The following is a 16,408-nucleotide window of genomic DNA, read 5'->3' as shown; positions in this document are numbered from 1 at the left end:
CGCTGCCTGTGCCTCGGCGGGTGGAGTCGAGTACGTGCTCGGATTGGGCTTGCAGCTTGGTGGGCTTCTCGGCGGCGTTCTCCGGTTCGGAACCGGAGTCTTCCGGTGTGCTGGTGGGTCTCTCGTTCGGCGGGTGGGGTGGGGTCAGGATTCGGCGAGGACGGATTTGAGGAAGCGTTGGGTGCGTTCGTGGGTCGGGGTGGTGAGGAGGGAATCCGGGGGGCCCGATTCGATGATTTTGCCGTCGGAGAACATCAGGACCCGGTCGGAGACGTCGCGGGCGAAGCGCATGGCGTGGGTGACGCAGAGCATGGTGACGTCGGTGGTGTGGGCCACCTCGCGCAGCACGTCCAGGACCTCGGCGGCGAGTTCGGGGTCGAGTGCGGAGGTGACCTCGTCGAGCAGCAGGATGTCCGGCTCGACGGCCAACGCCCGGGCGATGGCCACCCGTTGTTGTTGACCGCCGGAGAGCTGGGCCGGGTAGGCGGACAACTTGTCGCGCAGGCCGACCAGTTCGAGCAGGTCGGCGGCGCGGGCCTCGGCCTCCTCCGTCGAGACGCCGTGTACGCGGATCGGCGCCTCGGTGACGTTGCGCAGCACCCGCATGTTCGGGAACAGGTTGAACTGTTGGAAGACCATGGTGATCCGACTGCGGATGGCCCGGATGTGCCGCTCCGACGCGGGTACCAGATTCCCCTCGCGCCGCTCGTGGAAGAGTGGTTCACCGCCGACCTCGATCACCCCGGTGTCCGGCCGGGCCAGCGTCATGAGCATCCGCAGGATGGTGGTCTTGCCGGAACCGCTGGGCCCGATCAGGGTGACCCGCTCGCCGGCGCGCACGCCGAACGACAGGTCGTCGAGCACCACGTTGTCGCCGAAGCGTTTGCCCACCCGGTCGAAGGTGATCAGGTCGGTGGGTGGTGCCTGGTCCGCCGGGGGCGTCGGCGCCGCCTGGGTCTGGGTCATCGTGTGTTCCTCCAACGTCGAGCCGGGTGGTCCGTGCGTTCGCGGGGCGTCAGGTCGCGCGCACCCGCCCGAACCGCCGCTCGACCAGCCGCAACAGCGCGGACATCACCAACGTGACGACGAGATAGAAGACGCCGGCGACGGTGAACGGCTCCAGCGTGCGGAAGGTCTCCGCGTTGAGTTCGCGGGCGGTGGAGAAGACCTCCACCACGGTGATCGCGATCAACTGCGGTGTGTCCTTGAACATCGAGAGCAGGTAGTTGCCCAGCGCCGGCAACACCCGCGGCACCGCCTGCGGCAGGATCACCGACGTCCACACCCGCCGGCGCGGCAGGTGCAGTGCCACGGCCGCCTCCCACTGGCCGACCGGCACCCCCTCGATGCCCGCGCGGTAGACCTCGGACACGTACGTCGCGTAGTGGATGCCCAGGGTCAACGCGCCGACGGTCAGCGGTGCCCAATCGATCCCGATCGTGGGCAGTACGTAGAACATGAAGAACAACTGCACCAACAGCGGGGTACAGCGGATCAGTTCGCAGATCAGCGCGACCGGTACGGACACCCAGCGGGTGGGGCTGCGCCGCAACAGCGCGAACACCAGGCCCAGTACGAGGGCCAACACGTAGCCGTACGCGGTGGCCTGGAGTGCGACCAGCATGCCGGACCACAGATCCGGGACGATCTCCCACGCGTAGTCCCAATCCCAACTCATCGGGCCACCTCCGCACGCCGCAGCAGCCGTTGCAGCGGCCCCGGCTCGGGTGTGCGGCCGAGCGAGCGCACGGCGTGCCGTTCCAGCGCGCGGATCAGCGTGATCAGTACCAGCGCGATCAGCGCGTAGCCGAACAGCAGGCCGGTGAACACCAGGGTGGTCTCACCCGAGGACATCCGGATGAGTTGGGCGTTGAAGGTCAGATCCGGGATGGACACGATCGACACCACGGCGGACATCTTGAGCAACTCGATCAGGTTGTTGCCCAGCGGCGGGAGCATGGCCCGATACGCCTGGGGCAGCAACACCCGGCGGATGCGCTGGGCGCGGGTGAAGTTGAGGGCGATCGCGGCCTCGATCTGCGCGGCCGGCACCGCCTGGATCGCGCCGCGCACCACCTCGGCGGCATACGCGCCGATGTTCAGGCCGAGCGCCAGCATGCCGGCCCACATCGGGTGCAACTGCCAACCCAGGACCGGGACCACGAAGACGAACCAGAAGGCCAGCACCAGGGTGGGCAGGCCGCGGAAGACCTCCACGTAGCAGGCGCCGAGCAGCCGGGGCAGCCGATGCTCGCTGCATCGGGCCAGCCCGGCGGCCAGCGCCAGGAGCAGGCCGAGTGCCCCGCCGCCCAGCGTGAGGTAGACGGTGTTCAGCGCACCGTGCAACAACAGGTCGAGTTGCCCGGACGTCATCCGGCGGCCTCCGATCGGGAACGGGCGGGTGGTCTGCGCGAGCCGGCGCGGTTGCCCTCGCTCATGCCGCACACACCCGTTGCGCGGTCAGCTCCGGCGCCGGAATATCGGCCTCGGTGAAGCCGAACGGCCGCTGGATGCGCAGCAGTTCGCCACTGTCCCGAAGCTTGTGCAATTCCCGATCGAAGGCCGCGACGAAGTCCGTCTGATCCGGCGTCACCGCGAACGCACCCGCGGCGGCCGTGATCGGCCGGCCGTCGACGACCGGCCGATACGGCGCGGTGACCTCCAGGTCGGCGTGTTTGCGCTGCTGCAGGCCCCAGTTCAGCGAGATCGAGGTGAGCGCGACCGCGTCCACCCGGCCGCCGATCATCCCGTCGAACGCACTGGGCTGGTCGGCGAACCGGGTGATCCGGGCGCCGGGTACGCCGCTTCGTTCGGCCACGTCCGCCTCGACCGCGCCGAGCAGGACGCCCAGCCGGACATTCGAATTCGCGGCCACATCGGCCATGGTGGCCAGTCCGCGCGGGTTGCCCTTGGGTACCAGGAACGCTTCGGCCGCATCGAACTCGGGGTCGGTGAACAACACTTGCGCACACCGTGCGGGAGTGATGGACATGCCGGCGCCGACGATGTCGAACAGGCCCGCCCGCAGGCCCGGGATCAACGCGCCGAAGTCGGAGGGCACCGGCTCGATCCGGCGCACGCCCAGACGATCGAAGATCGCCTTGGCCAACTCGGCTGCCTCACCGGCGAGTTCGGCGTCCTTGTCGAGGAAGCTGTAGGGCGCCTCGTTGGCGAACCCGATGCGGACCGAGCCCCGCTTGCGCAGTCGGTGCAGCAACGTACCGCCGCCCGGTTCGTCGTTCAGGTCCACTCGGCTGCACGCGGCGGCGGTGCCGGCCGCGGTCACCGCCAAGCCGACGGCTCCGACGCCGCGCAGCAGACCGCGGCGGGAGAGTCCGGGACCGGGTCGGGGTCTGGCATCGACGGCACGCAAAACGCGGTCAGCTCCTTCCGCAGGGGACAGGGCACGCCCCGCCGCGGCCGTCGCTGCGAGAGCCTCGACCCCGAGAGCCGTCGACGCGGGGCCGAAACGGTCGGAGTCGGCGCCCGGAAGCGAGCCGGACCCGGTGGTGCGAAGTGGCGACCCTAGGCCGATCCGACACCGGCCGACAAAGAGTCGGGCAAACCCGAACGGCCGTTTCGTGATCGCCCTGTGGCCGGAGCGGCCGATTGTCACGAATGCATCACGACTGGTGTCCGACTTGCCGGATACCCGAGGTGGCCGGCGTCCTCGGCGGAGCCCGTGACCGGCCGCGTTCGTTATTCGGACGTGACGGCCGGCGGGCCCGGCAGGGCGGGCAAAGTCGTCTCGGAGGGTGACCGCGCCCTCGGCCGGAACGGGTCGAGACGGTAGTTTTGGGATCGTTCACGATCGCTTTCGCACCCGAAGGCGAACGAGGACCCAGCGCCCGGGGAGCCCGCCCCGATTCAGTAGCCAAGGAGGGACGCCATGTCCTTGCTGACCGTCTGGCCCGAGACCGACGCCGCCGAGTCGATCCTGCGCACCTCGGACCCGGCCGAGATCGCGAGTGCCCTGAAGCCGATCGGCGTGCGTTTCGAGCGCTGGACGGCCGACGTCGAGCTGCCCGACGGCGCGACGCAGGACGAGGTGATCGCGGCGTATCGAACCGAGGTGGACCGGATCACCGCCGCCGAGGGCTACATCCAGGTCGACGTGATTCGCCTCCAGCCCTCGGACGACCCGGAGTGGCCGGCCAAGGCCGCCGGCGCGCGGGCCAAGTTCCTCACCGAGCACACCCACGACGACGACGAGGTGCGCTTCTTCGTCGAGGGCGCGGGCATCTTCTACCTGCACATCGCCGGCCGCGTGCACGCCGTGCTGTGCGAGGCGGGCGACCTGCTCTCGGTGCCCAAGGGCATCACCCACTGGTTCGACATGGGCGTCGAGCCCTCGGTCGCCGCGATCCGCTTCTTCCACGACGAGGACGGTTGGATCGGCGACTTCACCGGCGACCCGATCTCCTCCCGCTTCCCCGACTTCGACCAGATCTGGGCCGGGTACGCGGCGTGAGCGAGGGCACCGCCACCACACCGCTGACGGTCGTCGTCGACATCGAGGGCACCACCAGCGCCACCGGCTTCATCACGGAGCAGCTCTACCCGTACTCCCGCGTGCACTTCGCCCGTTGGCTGGACGAGCACGGCGACCACCCGGACGTGGCGCGCGCGGCGGAGGGCGTCCGCGCCCTGATCGGCGAGCCGGACGCGGACACCAAGCGCATCGTCGAGGCGCTCGACGGCTGGCTCGACCGGGACGAGAAGGTCACCCCGCTCAAGGCGCTCCAGGGCCTGATCTGGGCCGAGGGCTTCGCGTCCGGCGAACTGACCTCGCACTTCTACCCGGACGCGATCCCGGCGCTGCGCGCGTGGCACGCGGCGGGGCACCGGCTGTACATTTTCTCGTCCGGCTCGGTGGCCGCGCAGCGCGCGTGGTTCGGCAGTTCGCCGGAGGGTTCGTTGTTGCCGCTGTTCTCCGGCCACTTCGACACCGAGAACGCCGGCCCCAAGCGGGTGGCCGACTCGTACCGCGCGATCGCGGCGATGATCGGCGAGCCGCGACCGGAACGTCTGGTCTTCCTGTCCGACCTGGTCGAGGAGTTGGACGCGGCGCGCGAGGCCGGCTGGTGGACGATCGGCGTGCGTCGCCCCGACGCGAACGAGCCGTACTACGACCGGGGCGTGGGCGACCACCCGGAGACGGCGACCTTCGCCCGCCTGGATCTGAGCGGCGACCGCCCGATCCTGCGCGACTCCTGAGCCCGCCCGTGCGGGCGGACAAGGCCGAAGCGCGGTCGGTGGCACCGAGGTTGGTGCCACCGACCGCGCTCAGCCGAACCGCTCCACCCGGATCCGCGACGTCGGCACCCCCGCGGCGGTGAGCAACCGCCCCGCGTGCTCCGCGAAACCGGTCGAGCCACAGACGAACACCTCGTAGCGCTCGTCCGCGAGCACCGCCGCCGCATGCGGCGCGATCGCCCGCGCGTCCAGCCGGCCCACCGGATGCGGATACCCGGCCGGCGCCGCCCGGCTGTACAGCACGGTGTGCTCCTCGCCCGGCAGCGGAGCCAACTCGCCCGCGTACAACAGGTCTTGCGGGGTGCGGGCACAGGCCACCAGGCGCAGCGGCACGGTCGATCGACGCCGGCGCCGGTGCCGGACCATGGCCATCAGCGGGACCAGCCCGGAGCCGCCGGCCACCAGCAGTGCCGGCCGGTCGCCCGGCCACGCGAAGAACCCGCCGAGCGGGCCGCGCACCTCCAGCACGTCGCCCACCCGGGCCACGTCGTGCACGAACCCGGACACCTCGCCGCCCGGCACCCGGTCGACGGTGAACTCGACGTGTCCCTCGTCGTCCGGCGCCGAGCCGACCGAGTAGTGCCGCTGGGCGGTGTAGCCGTCGGCGGCGGTCAGGCGCAACATGTAGTGCTGGCCCGCGACGTGCGCGTGCCATACCGGCAGCGCGAGCCGGACGGTGACCGCGTTGGGCGTCTCGCGGCGCACCTCGACCACGGTCGCCGGCTGCCAGTCCACCTTCCCGCGCAGACTCGGCGCGGCCCGGCCGGGCGCGGCGAACGCGGGAATCGGCGGCGCACCGGACCCGGCCGCCCCGCTCGCCGTCCCGGCCGTCGCCACGGTCGCCTCAGTCACCGGAATACCTCTCCTCCGCCCACGGATCACCACGATGGTGATAGCCGTTGACCTCCCAGAACCCCGGTTCGTCGTGGTCGAGCAGGCGCAGGCCCGCGATCCACTTGACGCTCTTCCAGAAGTACAGATGCGGCACCAGCAGCCGGGCGGGCCCGCCGTGCGCCGGAGTCAGCGGCGCGCCCTCGAAGTCGAACGCGATCCAGGCCCGGCCGCCGGTCAGGTCGGCGAGCGTGAGGTTGGTGGTGTAGCCGGTGTGCGAGTACGCCACCGCGTGGGTGGCGCTCGACCTCGGCGCGACCTCGGCCAGGAACGTGTCCAGCGCGATGCCCGTGAAGTCGGTGCTCAGCTTGGACCAGGACGTGACGCAGTGGATCGGTCCGTCGTAGGTCTCGCGCGGCAACTCGCGTGCCTGCTCCCAGTCCCACGCGCGCGGCCGGTCGACCAGCCCGTCGATCCGGAACGACCAGTCGGCGGGCGCGAGTTCGGGGGTGACCTCGGCGGAGAGCACCGGGAAGTCACGGTGTGCGTCGTACTGCCCCGGGGGCAGTCGCGGGTCGCGCTCGGCGGCGGTGTGCCGACCGACGAAGCCGCGGGTCGTGGAACTCATGTCGATGCCTTCGCACTCGTCTCGACCGCATTCGTCTCGGTCGCACTCATCTCGATACCTCCGCGCTCATGCCGGGATCGCCGGCGAGGGCGTCGAGCCGGTGTCGGTCACGTCGGGATCCCGATTCGCTCGACCGGACGGGTTCGGCAGCGTGGCGGCGAGGGTGTTCAGCTCCTCGATCGCCGCGCCCTCGTCGATCGTAAGCAGTCGCCGGTCGCGCAGCACGATCCGGCCCTCGATCACCGTGTCCCGCACATCGGCGGGGCCGGCCGCGTAGGCGAGCATCGACCACGGGTCGTGCCGGGGCGTCAGGTGCGCCCGGTTCAGGTCCAGTACGACCAGGTCGGCCGCCTTGCCGACCTCGATCGACCCGGTCAGCGCGCCGAGCCCGATCGCCCGGGCGCCGTCCGCGGTGGCCATCCGGACCGCGGTGCGGGCGCCGATCAGGGTCGGATCGGGCGCGGCGCCGGGGGAGACCCGGTGCAGCGTGGCGGCGGCGCGGATCGGGCCGAACAGGTCCAGCGCGTTGGCACTGACCGCGCCGTCGGTGCCCAGGCCCACCGGCACGCCGGCGGCCAGCAACTCGGGCAACCGGGCCACGCCGGAGGCGAGCTTGAGGTTGGAGACCGGACAGTGCGCCACGCCCGCGCCGGAGGCGGCGATCAGCGCGATCTCCTCGTCGGTCAGGTGCACCGCGTGTGCCAGCAGCGTGCCCGGACGCAACAGTCCCAGATCGTGCAGGAGTTCCACCGGACGGCGGCCGTACCGACGGCGTACGGTCTCCGTCTCGACCGCGTTCTCGGCCGCGTGGATGTGCAACAACGCGTCGTGCTCGCGGGCCAGTTCGGCGACCGCGAGCAACTGGTCCGGGTTCAGCGTGTAGGTGCTGTGCGGGGTCACGCAGCGAGTCGCCGAACGGGTCAGCAACCCGGGTGCCCGGCGCAGGCGCGCGGCGAAGTCGAGACCGTCCGGCGGCCCGGGCACATCCATGAAGGTGGGCCCGGTGACCAGCCGAAAACCCGCCTCGGCGGCGGCGGCCAGCCCCGCCTCGGGGAACCAGTACATGTCCATCGCGGTGGTCACCCCCGCCCGGATCGACTCGGCCAGCGCCAACCGCACCGCGGCGCGCACCACCTCGGCGGTCAGCACCGCGCTCTCGGCGGCCACCAGCCGCTCCAGGAACACCTGGAGGTCGACGTCGTCGGCCCGCCCCCGGAACAGCGTCATCGCCGAGTGCGCGTGCGCGTTGACCAGCCCGGGCAACACCAGGCACCCGCGCGCGTCCAGGGTCGGCGCCGCCGGATGGCGCGCGCCCAACTCGGCCGCCGAGCCGACCTCGACGATCCGGCCGGCCGCGATCGCGACCGCGCCGTCGGGCAGGTACGTGTCGGCGGCGTCCGCGGTGAGCACCGCGCCGCCGGTGACGAGCAGGTCGATCACGCCCGGTCCGCCGCCTCGCCGGCCTCGTCCAGGGCCAGTCGGTACAGCGCGTCCAGCGCCACCACGACACCGCGCTCGACACCCTCGGCGACCACCTGCCGGTGCGGGTCGTAGGTCGAGCCGCCGGACTCGTCGACCAGGTCGTCGGCCGCGATCCCGTCCACGACCAGCACGCCGCCCGCCCGGTGCCCGCCCAGCGCGGCGAACACCAGCAGCGCGGACAACTCCATCTCGATCGCCAGCACGCCGGCCGCCTGGTACGGCTTCATCGGCAACTCCAGCACACCCGGCATGAACGCCGCCCGGGTCCACACCACGCCCCGGTGATGCGGCGCGGCGTGCGCGCGGGCCGCGCCGTCGAGCGCCAGGACCACCTCGGGCGTGGCAAAGGCCGGGAACTCGGCCGGGACCAACTGCTGCGTCACCCCGTCGTCGCGGACCGCGGCGGTGGCCACCACCAGGTCGCCGTCGCCCACGCCGCGCGCCATCGCGCCCGCCGTGCCGAGCCGGATGAAGGTACGCACCCCCGCCTCGGCCAGTTCGCCGAACAGGCACACCGCGCCCGGGCCACCCACGCCGTGCGAGGACACCACGACCGGTACGCCGCGCCAACTGCCCGCGTAGCTGACGTACTCGCGGTTGGCGCCGATCCGCCGCGCGTCCTCCAGCCGTTCGGCGACCAGTGCGGCGCGCGCCGGGTCGCCGACGACCAGGGCGTGGGCGGGCAGTCCGCTGCTGGGTATTTTCGTGATCGGCAGGACGGCCGGGCGGGTGGCGCTGCTCATGACTGGGGCTCCGAGGTGGTGCGGGCGAATCGGCGAGGACGGGGGATGCGGCCGGTGAGCCGGCCCGGGGGCGCGGCGCCGCGGCGGGCGCGCGAGCGGGTGGCCAGGAACAGCGCGACCAGGGTCATCACGTACGGCGCGGCATCGGCGGCCTGCTGCGGCATGCCCTCGCCCTGGAGCCGGAAGCCGACCGCCTCGACCAGGCCGAACAGGATGCCCGCGAGCAGCACGCCGATCGGCAGTGCGCGTCCGAGCATCACCGCGACCACGGCGATCCAGCCGCGACCCGCGGTCATGTTCTCGGAGAACAGGGTCACGTTGCCCAGCGCGAGCTGCGCGCCGGCCAGCCCGCACAGCGCGCCCGAGGTCAGGATCGCGGCGTAGCGGTAGCGGGCGACGCTGACGCCGAGCGACTGGGCGGCCTCCGGCGCCTCGCCGACGCCGCGCAGCCGCACGCCCCACGGGTGTCGGGACAGCAGCACGGCGATCACCGCGACGGCGACCCAGGACAGGTACACCAGCGGCGAGTGGCCGGACAACGCGCGGCCCAGGAAGGGCACCGACTCCAGGCCGGGGATGTCGACCGGTTGCAGGCCCTTGAGGTCCGGGTCGCCGAAGGTGCCCTGCTTGCCGAAGACGGTGCGCAGCAGGAAGCCGGTCAGGCCCACGGCGAGCAGGTTCAGCGCGATGCACAGCACCACCGCGTCCGCGCCCAGCGTGACCGCGCCGATGGCGAGCAGCAGCGAGAAGACCATCGCGGCGAGCACCGCCGAGATCACCCCGACCCAGACGCTGCCGCCGAACCAACTGCCGGTGACGGCCGCGAAGCAGCCGATCAGCATGGTGCCTTCCAGCGACACGTTGAACACGCCGGCGCGCTCGCACAGCGCGCCGCCGAGGGCGGCGAACAGGATCGGGGTGAGCGCGCGCAGCGCGGAGAAGATCAGTTCGGCGTCGAAGGACATGGTCACTTACCTCCGTCGCCGCGCGCGGGGGCGGGCGGCCCGGCGACGCCGGTGTCGAGTACTGCGGCTTCCGGTACTGCGGCTTCCGGTACTGCGGCTTCCGGTACTGCGGGTTCGAGCACGCCGGTTTCGAGGTCCGGTGGTGGCGCGGCCGCGCCGTCGGGTCCTCGGCCGAGCCGGTGCAACCAACCACCCTTGCGGAAGATGCCGCCGCGCACCGCGAGGAAGAGGATCACCACCGCCTGGAGCACGGCGGTGAGCTGCTGCGGCACCGCGGTCTCCTGTTCCATGCCGAAGCCGCCGATGGTCAGCGCGCTGAAGAAGAACCCGGCGGCGACCGTGCCCAGCGGGGACGCGGCGGCCAGCAGCGCGGCGAGCAGACCGGTCCAGGTGTAGCCGGGCGTGGTCAGCGCGCCGTCGACCATCCGGTACGGGAAGCCGAGCACGGTGATCGCGCCGACCAGGCCGGCCAGCGACCCGGACGCGAACATCAGCCGCAGGGTGAGCCGGGCGCGGTCCACGCCGGCGTAACCGGCGAAGCGCGCGCCCAGGCCGGTCATCCGCACCTCGTAGCCGGCGGCGGTGCGATGGTCGACCACGAAGTAGACCACCGCGGCCAGCACGATCAGCACGATGCCCACGCTGACCCCGGTGCCCGCACCGGATCCGGCGGCGAACTCGGGCAGCTTGACGCCCTCGGGCAGTCGGTCGGTCTGCGGGATGCCGGAGCCCTTCTGGAGCAGCGGAAAGCGCACCATGTAGGACACGAACGACATCGCGGGGTAGCTCAGCAACAGGCTGCTGACCAGCAGCGGCACCCCGCAGCGGGTCTCCAGGACGGCGGCGAGCGCGGCCCACAGGCCACCCGCGAGCATGCCCGCGAGCAGCGCCAGGATCACGGTGATCGCGCCGGGGAAGGGCGAGTACAGGCCGACCGAGACGGCGGCCAGGCCGCCCAGCACCAGTTGGCCGTCGCCGCCGAGGTTGACCAGGCCCGCGCGCAGCGGGATGGCCAGCGCGAGCGCGAGGCCGACGATGGGGATGCATTCGCCGAGCGTGTCGCCGATGCCCTCGGAGCCGAACGCCCCGGTGAGCACCGAGCCGTACGCGCTCAGCGGATCGGCGCCGGTGCCGGCCAGGATGATCGCGCCCAGGATCAGCGCGGCCACGATGGAGACGGTGACCGGGGAGAACACGGCGCCGCGCACGTGCAGCGCCCACCGTGCGGCCGGACCCGATGGATGCTCGATGGCCGTACCGGCCTTGCTGGCAGTCATATCTGATAACCCGTCAGGCCTGGTGGGCGGTGGTCGTTGCGGTGGGGCGGGTGTCGTCGTCGGGCCGGGCCGGGCCGCCGCCCGCCATGGCCAGGCCGATCGTGTGCACGTCCGCCTCGGCGCGCGGCAACTCGGCGACGATCCGGCCCTCGTACATCACCAGGACCCGATCCGACAGCGCGAGGATCTCGCTCAACTCGGCGGAGACCAGCAGTACGCCGTGGCCGGCGTCGCGATACTCGACCAGGCGCGCGTGGATGTTCTCGATCGAGCCGATGTCCACACCGCGAGTGGGCTGCTCGACCAGGAGCAGCGGCGCGTCGTGGGTGATCTCTCGGCCCAGGATGGCCTTTTGCTGGTTGCCGCCGGACAGCGTGCCGATGGTGACGGCCGACGAGGCGGCCTTGACGCCGAAACGTTCGATCACCTTCGCGGCGTGTGCGCGGATCGCCGCGCGGCGCAGGAAGCCGCCCCGACCGGCCAGCGCCGGGGTGCGGTGGAAGCCCATCGCCAGGTTGTCGGCCAGCGAGGCGTCGCGGGCGGCGCCGACGCCGGCCCGGTCCTCGGGCACGTAGGCCAGGCCCGCGTGCCGGCGCTGCGCCACCGAGGCGGCGCCGACGTCCTGCCCGGCCACCAGCACCCGGCCCGCGTCGATCGGGCGCAACCCGGCCAGCGCCTCGACCAGTTCGCTCTGCCCGTTGCCGGCCACGCCCGCCACGCCGACGATCTCGCCCGCGCGCACGCGCAGCGACACGTCCTCGACCAGCGGCTTGGCACCGCGTCCGGCGGACACGGTCAGGCCGCGCACGTCGAGCACGTCGGCGGCGGGGGTGCCGGCCGGGTGCATGCGGTCCAGATCGATCCGGCGGCCGGTCATCGCCAGCGCGATCTCGGCGGGCGTGGTCTCGGCGGTGGCCAGCCGGGCGGTGACCCGGCCGTCGCGCAGCACCGTGACCCGGTCGCTGACCGCCATCACCTCGCCCAACTTGTGGGTGACCAGCAGGATCGTGCGGCCGGAACGGGCCAGGCCGCGGATCACCTCCAGCAGCCGGTCCGCCTCGGCCGGGGTCAACACGGCGGTGGGCTCGTCCAGGATCAACACGCGCGCGTCGCGGTAGAGCAGCTTGAGGATCTCCACCCGCTGCTGCACCCCGACCGGCAGGTCCGCGACCCGGGCGTCCGGCGGTACGTGCAGCCCGTGCGTGTCCACCAGTTCGGCGACCCGGGCCCGGGCGGCGGCCCGATCCACCAGGCCGCGCCGGGTGGGTTCGCTGCCGTAGACCACGTTCTCCGTGACGGTCAGCGAGGGGAAGAGCTTGAAGCCCTGGTGGACCATGCCCAGTCCGGCCGCGATCGCCTGCACGGGCGAGCCGAAGGAGTGCTCGGTGCCGCGCAGCAGGATGCGGCCGGCGTCCGGGCGTTGCAGGCCGTACAGGATCGACATCAGCGTCGACTTGCCCGCGCCGTTCTCGCCCATCACCGCGTGGATCTCGCCGCCGGCGACCCGCAGGTCGACCCGGTCGTTGGCCAGCACGCCGGGGAAACGCCGGACGATGCCGCGCATCTCGACCTCGGCGATGTCACCGGGGGCGGCGGCGTGCTGATCGTTCATCGGGCGTCTCTCCGGTCGAAAGGGGCGAAACGGGACGGGCGTTCGCCGGTGTCGGGTCCGCGGCCCCCACCCCGGCGCGGCGGTCCTACTTGGCGGCGGCCGGGTCGGTCACGGTGATGCCGCCCGCGACGATCTGGTCGCGCAGGCTCAGCACGGTCTTGAGCACGTCCGGGTGCTGGGCGATCAGGCACTGCGAGGTCTCCAGGCCGGGCTCCATGCCGGTGAGCGTGATGCCGCCCTCCTTGAGGCCGTACGAGGTGACGCCGCCGGGCTTGCCGGCGGCGATCTGCTCGACGCCCTTCTCGACCGCGATGTCGGTGCGCTTGATCACGTTGTCCACGACCGTGCCCGGCGCCGCCGAGCACTGGTTGACGTCGACGCCGTATGCCTGCACGCCCGCGGCCTTGGCCGCGCTGAACACGCCGAGGTTGCCCGCGGCGGAGGCGGCGCCCATGATCTGGTCGACGTCCTTGGCCTTGAGCGACGCGGTCTGCTCGCTGGCCCGCGCCGGGTCGTTGAACGGCTTCTGGCCGCCGACGAAGAGCTGGGTGAAGGCGCTCGCCGGGTTGGTCTGCTTGGCGCCCGCGGCGAACGGGTCGGAGAAGCGGCGGATCTGCGGGCTGTCCAGCGCGACCACGGCGCCGACCTTGCCGCTCTTGGTCAGCAGGCCCGCCTCGGCGCCGGCGAGGTAGGTGCCCTCGTGCTCGCGGAAGGTCGCGCAGGTGATGTTCGGGTACGGCTTGCTCGTGCACGAGTCGACGAAGAGGAACTGCTGCTTCGGGTTGGCCTCGGCCTGCTGGGCCAGCACGTCGGCGAACTCGAAGCCGACGGCGACCACGACGGAGGGCTTCTGGCGGACCGCGGCCTCCACGTTCTGCTGGATCGCGCTGGTGTCCTTGCTCTCCAGGATGCTCGCGGTGCCGCCGGCCTTCTTGGCCGCGTTCTGCGCGCCGGTGGCGGCCAGCTTGAGGAAGTCGTTGACGCCGATCGGCTCGGGCGTCACCAGCACGACGTTCTTGGCGGAGTCCCCGCCGCCGGTGCCGCCGGCGGCCGGCGTCTTGTCCTTGTCGGCGGAGGCGTTGCACGCCGTGGCGGCCAGTGCGGTGCCGACGACGACGGCGGCCACGGCCAGGCGGTGGCGGGAGGTGATGCGGTACATGAGTGTCCTTGGGAGGAGTGTCGATCCCGGCGGGGCGGAGTCGGTGGTTCGGAGACGGGAACCTCGCGGTCCCATCGGTCTCGGCGCCCGAGGGCGCCTCGGTTCCGCGCGCGGCGGTGAGGCGCGGCGCTCGATCGGCGGTCGGCGCGATCGGGTCAGTACGGGCGCCGGCGACAGCGGCCGGTGCGTCGGACGCAGACGCCGCGGGCACCGCGCTTGTCGAGCGGAAGCGGCGGACGGTCACACGCCATGGAGCGGCCGCAGCACTCGATACGTACGTCGCAACACCACGTTTCGGCCACAGCCGACTCCTTTCCGGTCGCACCAGCCCAAGTCTCGATGTGATGATCACACCCGACTGGTTTCGGGGGGAGGTTAGCACCCTCACCAGGCACTTCTCGCGCTTGTTCATAATGTGGACCGATTGTCCACCATGTGAACATTGGGTTACCGCGCCGACACCCAGCCGCCCCGGATCCCGGGCGTCGTTCGGGAGTGCGTTCGAAGCGTGCTGCCGGGCGACGTAGCATCCGTAGTGCCACCGCATGCGCTCGCTCCCGCCGCGGTGTGCCGCCGAGCCGGTGACCTCGCACACGTTCGCGGCCGTCGTGCTCGCCCGGCGCTCGCCCATCCGCCCGGAAAGGACCCCCGATGGCCCCCGAGATACGCTCGCTCGCCTGGCACGGCACCGCCCTGCGCCTGCTCGACCAGACCGCGCTGCCGCAGCGGATCGTGTACCTCGACATCACCGACGTGGACGCGCTGATCGACGCGATCCGTCGCCTCGCGGTGCGCGGCGCACCGGCCCTGGGCGCGGCCGGCGCCTTCGGCGTCGCGGTGGCCATGCTGCAGGGCACGCGCGAGGGCTGGGACGCGGACCGGCTGGCCGGCGAGATCGCCCGGATCCGGGACGCCCGGCCGACCGCGGTCAACCTGGCCGGCGGCGTGGACCGGGTGTTGCCGTTCGCCGCCAAGGGTGTGGACGCGGTGCTCGCCGAGGCGCAGGCGGTGGTCCGCGAGGACGTCGAGGCCAACCACGCGATCGGCCGGCACGGCGCGGACTGGATCCTGTCCCGGGTCGAGCGACGCCCGCTGCGGGTGCTGACCCACTGCAACACCGGCTCGCTGGCCACCGCCGGCTGGGGGACCGCACTGGGCATCGTCCGCGAACTGCACGCGCGCGGCGTGCTCGACGTCGTCCACGTCGACGAGACGCGCCCGCTGCTCCAGGGATCGCGGCTGACCGCCTGGGAGTTGGACCAGGAGGGCATCGCCCATCTGGTGCAACCGGACGGCGCCGCCGCGAGCGCGATCCTGCGCGGCCTGGTGGACGTCGCGGTGATCGGCGCGGACCGGATCGCCGCCAACGGCGACACCGCGAACAAGATCGGCTCGGTCGGCGTCGCACTGGCCTGCGCCGACGCGGGCATCCCGTTCGTGGTCGCGGCCCCGCTGACCACGTTCGACGACGCGACCGCGCACGGCGACGAGATCACCATCGAGGAGCGGCCCGAGTCCGAGGTGCTGGAGGTGGCCGGCATCCGCGTCGCCCCGGCCGACTCGCGCGCCTTCAACCCGGCCTTCGATGTCACGCCGGCCCGACTGATCAGCGCGATCGTCAACGAGACGGGCGTACGCGAGTACCGACCCTGAACCGATCCCGGGACGCGGCCCGGCCGCGTCCCGGACCCGGTTCGGGAGGCGTGCTCGGACCGGCCGGTCCCGGCCGAACCCTCACGCGGCTCCGCCGCCGGCTCAGCCCTCCGCGATGCGGTACTCCAGCAGCCACTCCACGACTTCGACGTGATGGCGGGCCCGGATCGCATCCTCACCCCACACGTACATCCCGTGCGAGGCGACCACGACGGCCGGCACCCCGGGGACCAGCGCGGCCTCCAGGCGATCGCCCAGTTCGGTCATGTCCTGGCTGTTGGCGATCACCGGGATGGTGACCGTCTCGTCGTGCGCGGAGCGGCCGATGCCCTTGAGCATCTCCAGATCGCGCAACTCGATCCCGGCCGGCCAGCGTCGACCCGCGCGCACCGCCGAGACGGTGTGCACGTGGAACACCGCGCCCGCGCCGGTCAGCGCCACCACCCGGGCGTGCAGCCCGGCCTCGGCGGACGGTCGGCGCGGCGGCGTGCTCGCCTCCTCGGGGACCGGTACGCCGGCCGCGTCCACCACGACCAGGTCGTCCGCCGCCAGTTCGCCCTTGTCCAGGCCCGAGGCGGTGACCGCGAGGCGCAGTGGTTCACGCGAGAGCACCACGGACAGGTTCCCGGAGGTGCCGCGCATCCAGCCGAGGCCGGCGAAGCGCGCGGCCTCGCGCGCGAGGGTGGCCCCGGCGGCGGCACGCGCGGAGGCCGGGACCGAGGCGGGGTTACCGGCTTCGGGGGTCGTCATGGGGGTCCTCACTGTTCACTCACGGTCCGGTCGAACCGGCTCACAGTGTGGT

The 16,408-nt window shown here is 72.3% G+C and carries 16 protein-coding genes; 3 read left to right on the top strand and 13 right to left on the bottom strand.

Features of this window, described 5'->3' with window-relative positions; genetic code table 11:
- Positions 1 to 144 precede the first annotated feature (144 nt).
- The 4 genes from ehuA to ehuB form a co-directional block, all read right to left on the bottom strand.
- Positions 145 to 966 (bottom strand): ectoine/hydroxyectoine ABC transporter ATP-binding protein EhuA, encoded by an 822-nt coding sequence (ehuA, locus tag ACFXMF_RS18500; protein WP_379989657.1) that lies wholly within the window; start codon positions 964 to 966, stop codon positions 145 to 147.
- A gap of 49 nt (positions 967 to 1,015) precedes the next feature.
- On the bottom strand, positions 1,016 to 1,678 hold the full coding sequence (ehuD, locus tag ACFXMF_RS18495) for an ectoine/hydroxyectoine ABC transporter permease subunit EhuD (RefSeq protein WP_360305531.1): 663 nt from the start codon (positions 1,676 to 1,678) through the stop codon (positions 1,016 to 1,018).
- Positions 1,675 to 2,373, bottom strand: coding sequence for an ectoine/hydroxyectoine ABC transporter permease subunit EhuC (gene ehuC, locus ACFXMF_RS18490; RefSeq protein WP_360305533.1), 699 nt, complete (start codon positions 2,371 to 2,373; stop codon positions 1,675 to 1,677). The genes ehuD and ehuC overlap by 4 nt, the downstream gene beginning before the upstream one ends.
- 61 nt (positions 2,374 to 2,434) lie before the next feature.
- Positions 2,435 to 3,373, bottom strand: coding sequence for an ectoine/hydroxyectoine ABC transporter substrate-binding protein EhuB (ehuB, locus tag ACFXMF_RS18485; RefSeq protein ID WP_379989656.1), 939 nt, complete (start codon positions 3,371 to 3,373; stop codon positions 2,435 to 2,437).
- A gap of 516 nt (positions 3,374 to 3,889) precedes the next feature.
- Between ehuB and ACFXMF_RS18480 the strand changes: the two genes are divergently transcribed.
- Both ACFXMF_RS18480 and mtnC read left to right on the top strand, forming a co-directional pair.
- Complete coding sequence (locus tag ACFXMF_RS18480) at positions 3,890 to 4,471, top strand: cupin (RefSeq protein WP_360305537.1); 582 nt, start codon at positions 3,890 to 3,892, stop codon at positions 4,469 to 4,471.
- A complete protein-coding gene (gene mtnC / locus ACFXMF_RS18475; RefSeq protein WP_360305539.1) occupies positions 4,468 to 5,217 on the top strand; it encodes an acireductone synthase in 750 nt (249 codons plus the stop codon). Before ACFXMF_RS18480 ends, mtnC begins: the two co-directional genes overlap by 4 nt.
- A gap of 69 nt (positions 5,218 to 5,286) precedes the next feature.
- Here the strand turns inward: mtnC and ACFXMF_RS18470 are convergent, their stop codons facing one another.
- The 8 genes from ACFXMF_RS18470 to ACFXMF_RS18435 all read right to left on the bottom strand — a co-directional run bounded on the left by ACFXMF_RS18470 (position 5,287) and on the right by ACFXMF_RS18435 (position 13,953).
- Positions 5,287 to 6,093 carry an FAD-binding oxidoreductase gene (locus ACFXMF_RS18470; protein ID WP_379992297.1) on the bottom strand — a complete coding sequence of 269 codons (807 nt, stop codon included), beginning with the start codon at positions 6,091 to 6,093 and terminating at the stop codon, positions 5,287 to 5,289.
- Positions 6,094 to 6,100: 7 nt separating this feature from the next.
- The gene (locus ACFXMF_RS18465) at positions 6,101 to 6,715 is read right to left on the bottom strand and encodes a sulfite oxidase-like oxidoreductase (RefSeq protein WP_360305541.1); all 615 of its coding nucleotides are present in this window, start codon (positions 6,713 to 6,715) and stop codon (positions 6,101 to 6,103) included.
- Positions 6,716 to 6,781: 66 nt separating this feature from the next.
- Positions 6,782 to 8,155, bottom strand: coding sequence for an amidohydrolase family protein (locus tag ACFXMF_RS18460; RefSeq protein ID WP_379992295.1), 1,374 nt, complete (start codon positions 8,153 to 8,155; stop codon positions 6,782 to 6,784).
- Complete coding sequence (locus tag ACFXMF_RS18455) at positions 8,152 to 8,940, bottom strand: nucleoside phosphorylase (RefSeq protein WP_360305545.1); 789 nt, start codon at positions 8,938 to 8,940, stop codon at positions 8,152 to 8,154. Before ACFXMF_RS18455 ends, ACFXMF_RS18460 begins: the two co-directional genes overlap by 4 nt.
- Entirely contained in the window at positions 8,937 to 9,905 is a 969-nt protein-coding gene (locus ACFXMF_RS18450) for an ABC transporter permease (RefSeq protein ID WP_360305547.1), read from the bottom strand. Before ACFXMF_RS18450 ends, ACFXMF_RS18455 begins: the two co-directional genes overlap by 4 nt.
- Positions 9,906 to 9,907: 2 nt before the next feature.
- On the bottom strand, positions 9,908 to 11,182 hold the full coding sequence (locus tag ACFXMF_RS18445; RefSeq protein ID WP_379992293.1) for an ABC transporter permease: 1,275 nt from the start codon (positions 11,180 to 11,182) through the stop codon (positions 9,908 to 9,910).
- Between the two features lie 13 nt (positions 11,183 to 11,195).
- Positions 11,196 to 12,794, bottom strand: coding sequence for an ABC transporter ATP-binding protein (locus tag ACFXMF_RS18440; protein ID WP_379992292.1), 1,599 nt, complete (start codon positions 12,792 to 12,794; stop codon positions 11,196 to 11,198).
- 85 nt (positions 12,795 to 12,879) lie between these two features.
- On the bottom strand, positions 12,880 to 13,953 hold the full coding sequence (locus ACFXMF_RS18435; protein WP_360305553.1) for a BMP family ABC transporter substrate-binding protein: 1,074 nt from the start codon (positions 13,951 to 13,953) through the stop codon (positions 12,880 to 12,882).
- A 651-nt stretch (positions 13,954 to 14,604) separates the two neighbouring features.
- On the opposite strand from ACFXMF_RS18435, the gene mtnA reads away from it, so the two are divergent.
- The gene (mtnA, locus tag ACFXMF_RS18430) at positions 14,605 to 15,606 is read left to right on the top strand and encodes an S-methyl-5-thioribose-1-phosphate isomerase (RefSeq protein ID WP_360305555.1); all 1,002 of its coding nucleotides are present in this window, start codon (positions 14,605 to 14,607) and stop codon (positions 15,604 to 15,606) included.
- Between the two features lie 102 nt (positions 15,607 to 15,708).
- Here mtnA and mtnB read toward each other — a convergent pair whose 3' ends face one another.
- The gene (gene mtnB / locus ACFXMF_RS18425) at positions 15,709 to 16,356 is read right to left on the bottom strand and encodes a methylthioribulose 1-phosphate dehydratase (RefSeq protein WP_360305557.1); all 648 of its coding nucleotides are present in this window, start codon (positions 16,354 to 16,356) and stop codon (positions 15,709 to 15,711) included.
- Between the last annotated feature and the right edge of the window lie 52 nt (positions 16,357 to 16,408).

The sequence above is a fragment of the Embleya sp. NPDC059213 genome, assembly GCF_042754445.1.
GTDB lineage: Bacteria > Actinomycetota > Actinomycetes > Streptomycetales > Streptomycetaceae > Embleya.
The sequence above is the reverse complement of the archived record's forward strand: the minus strand, read 5'-3'. Positions and strand labels throughout refer to the sequence as shown.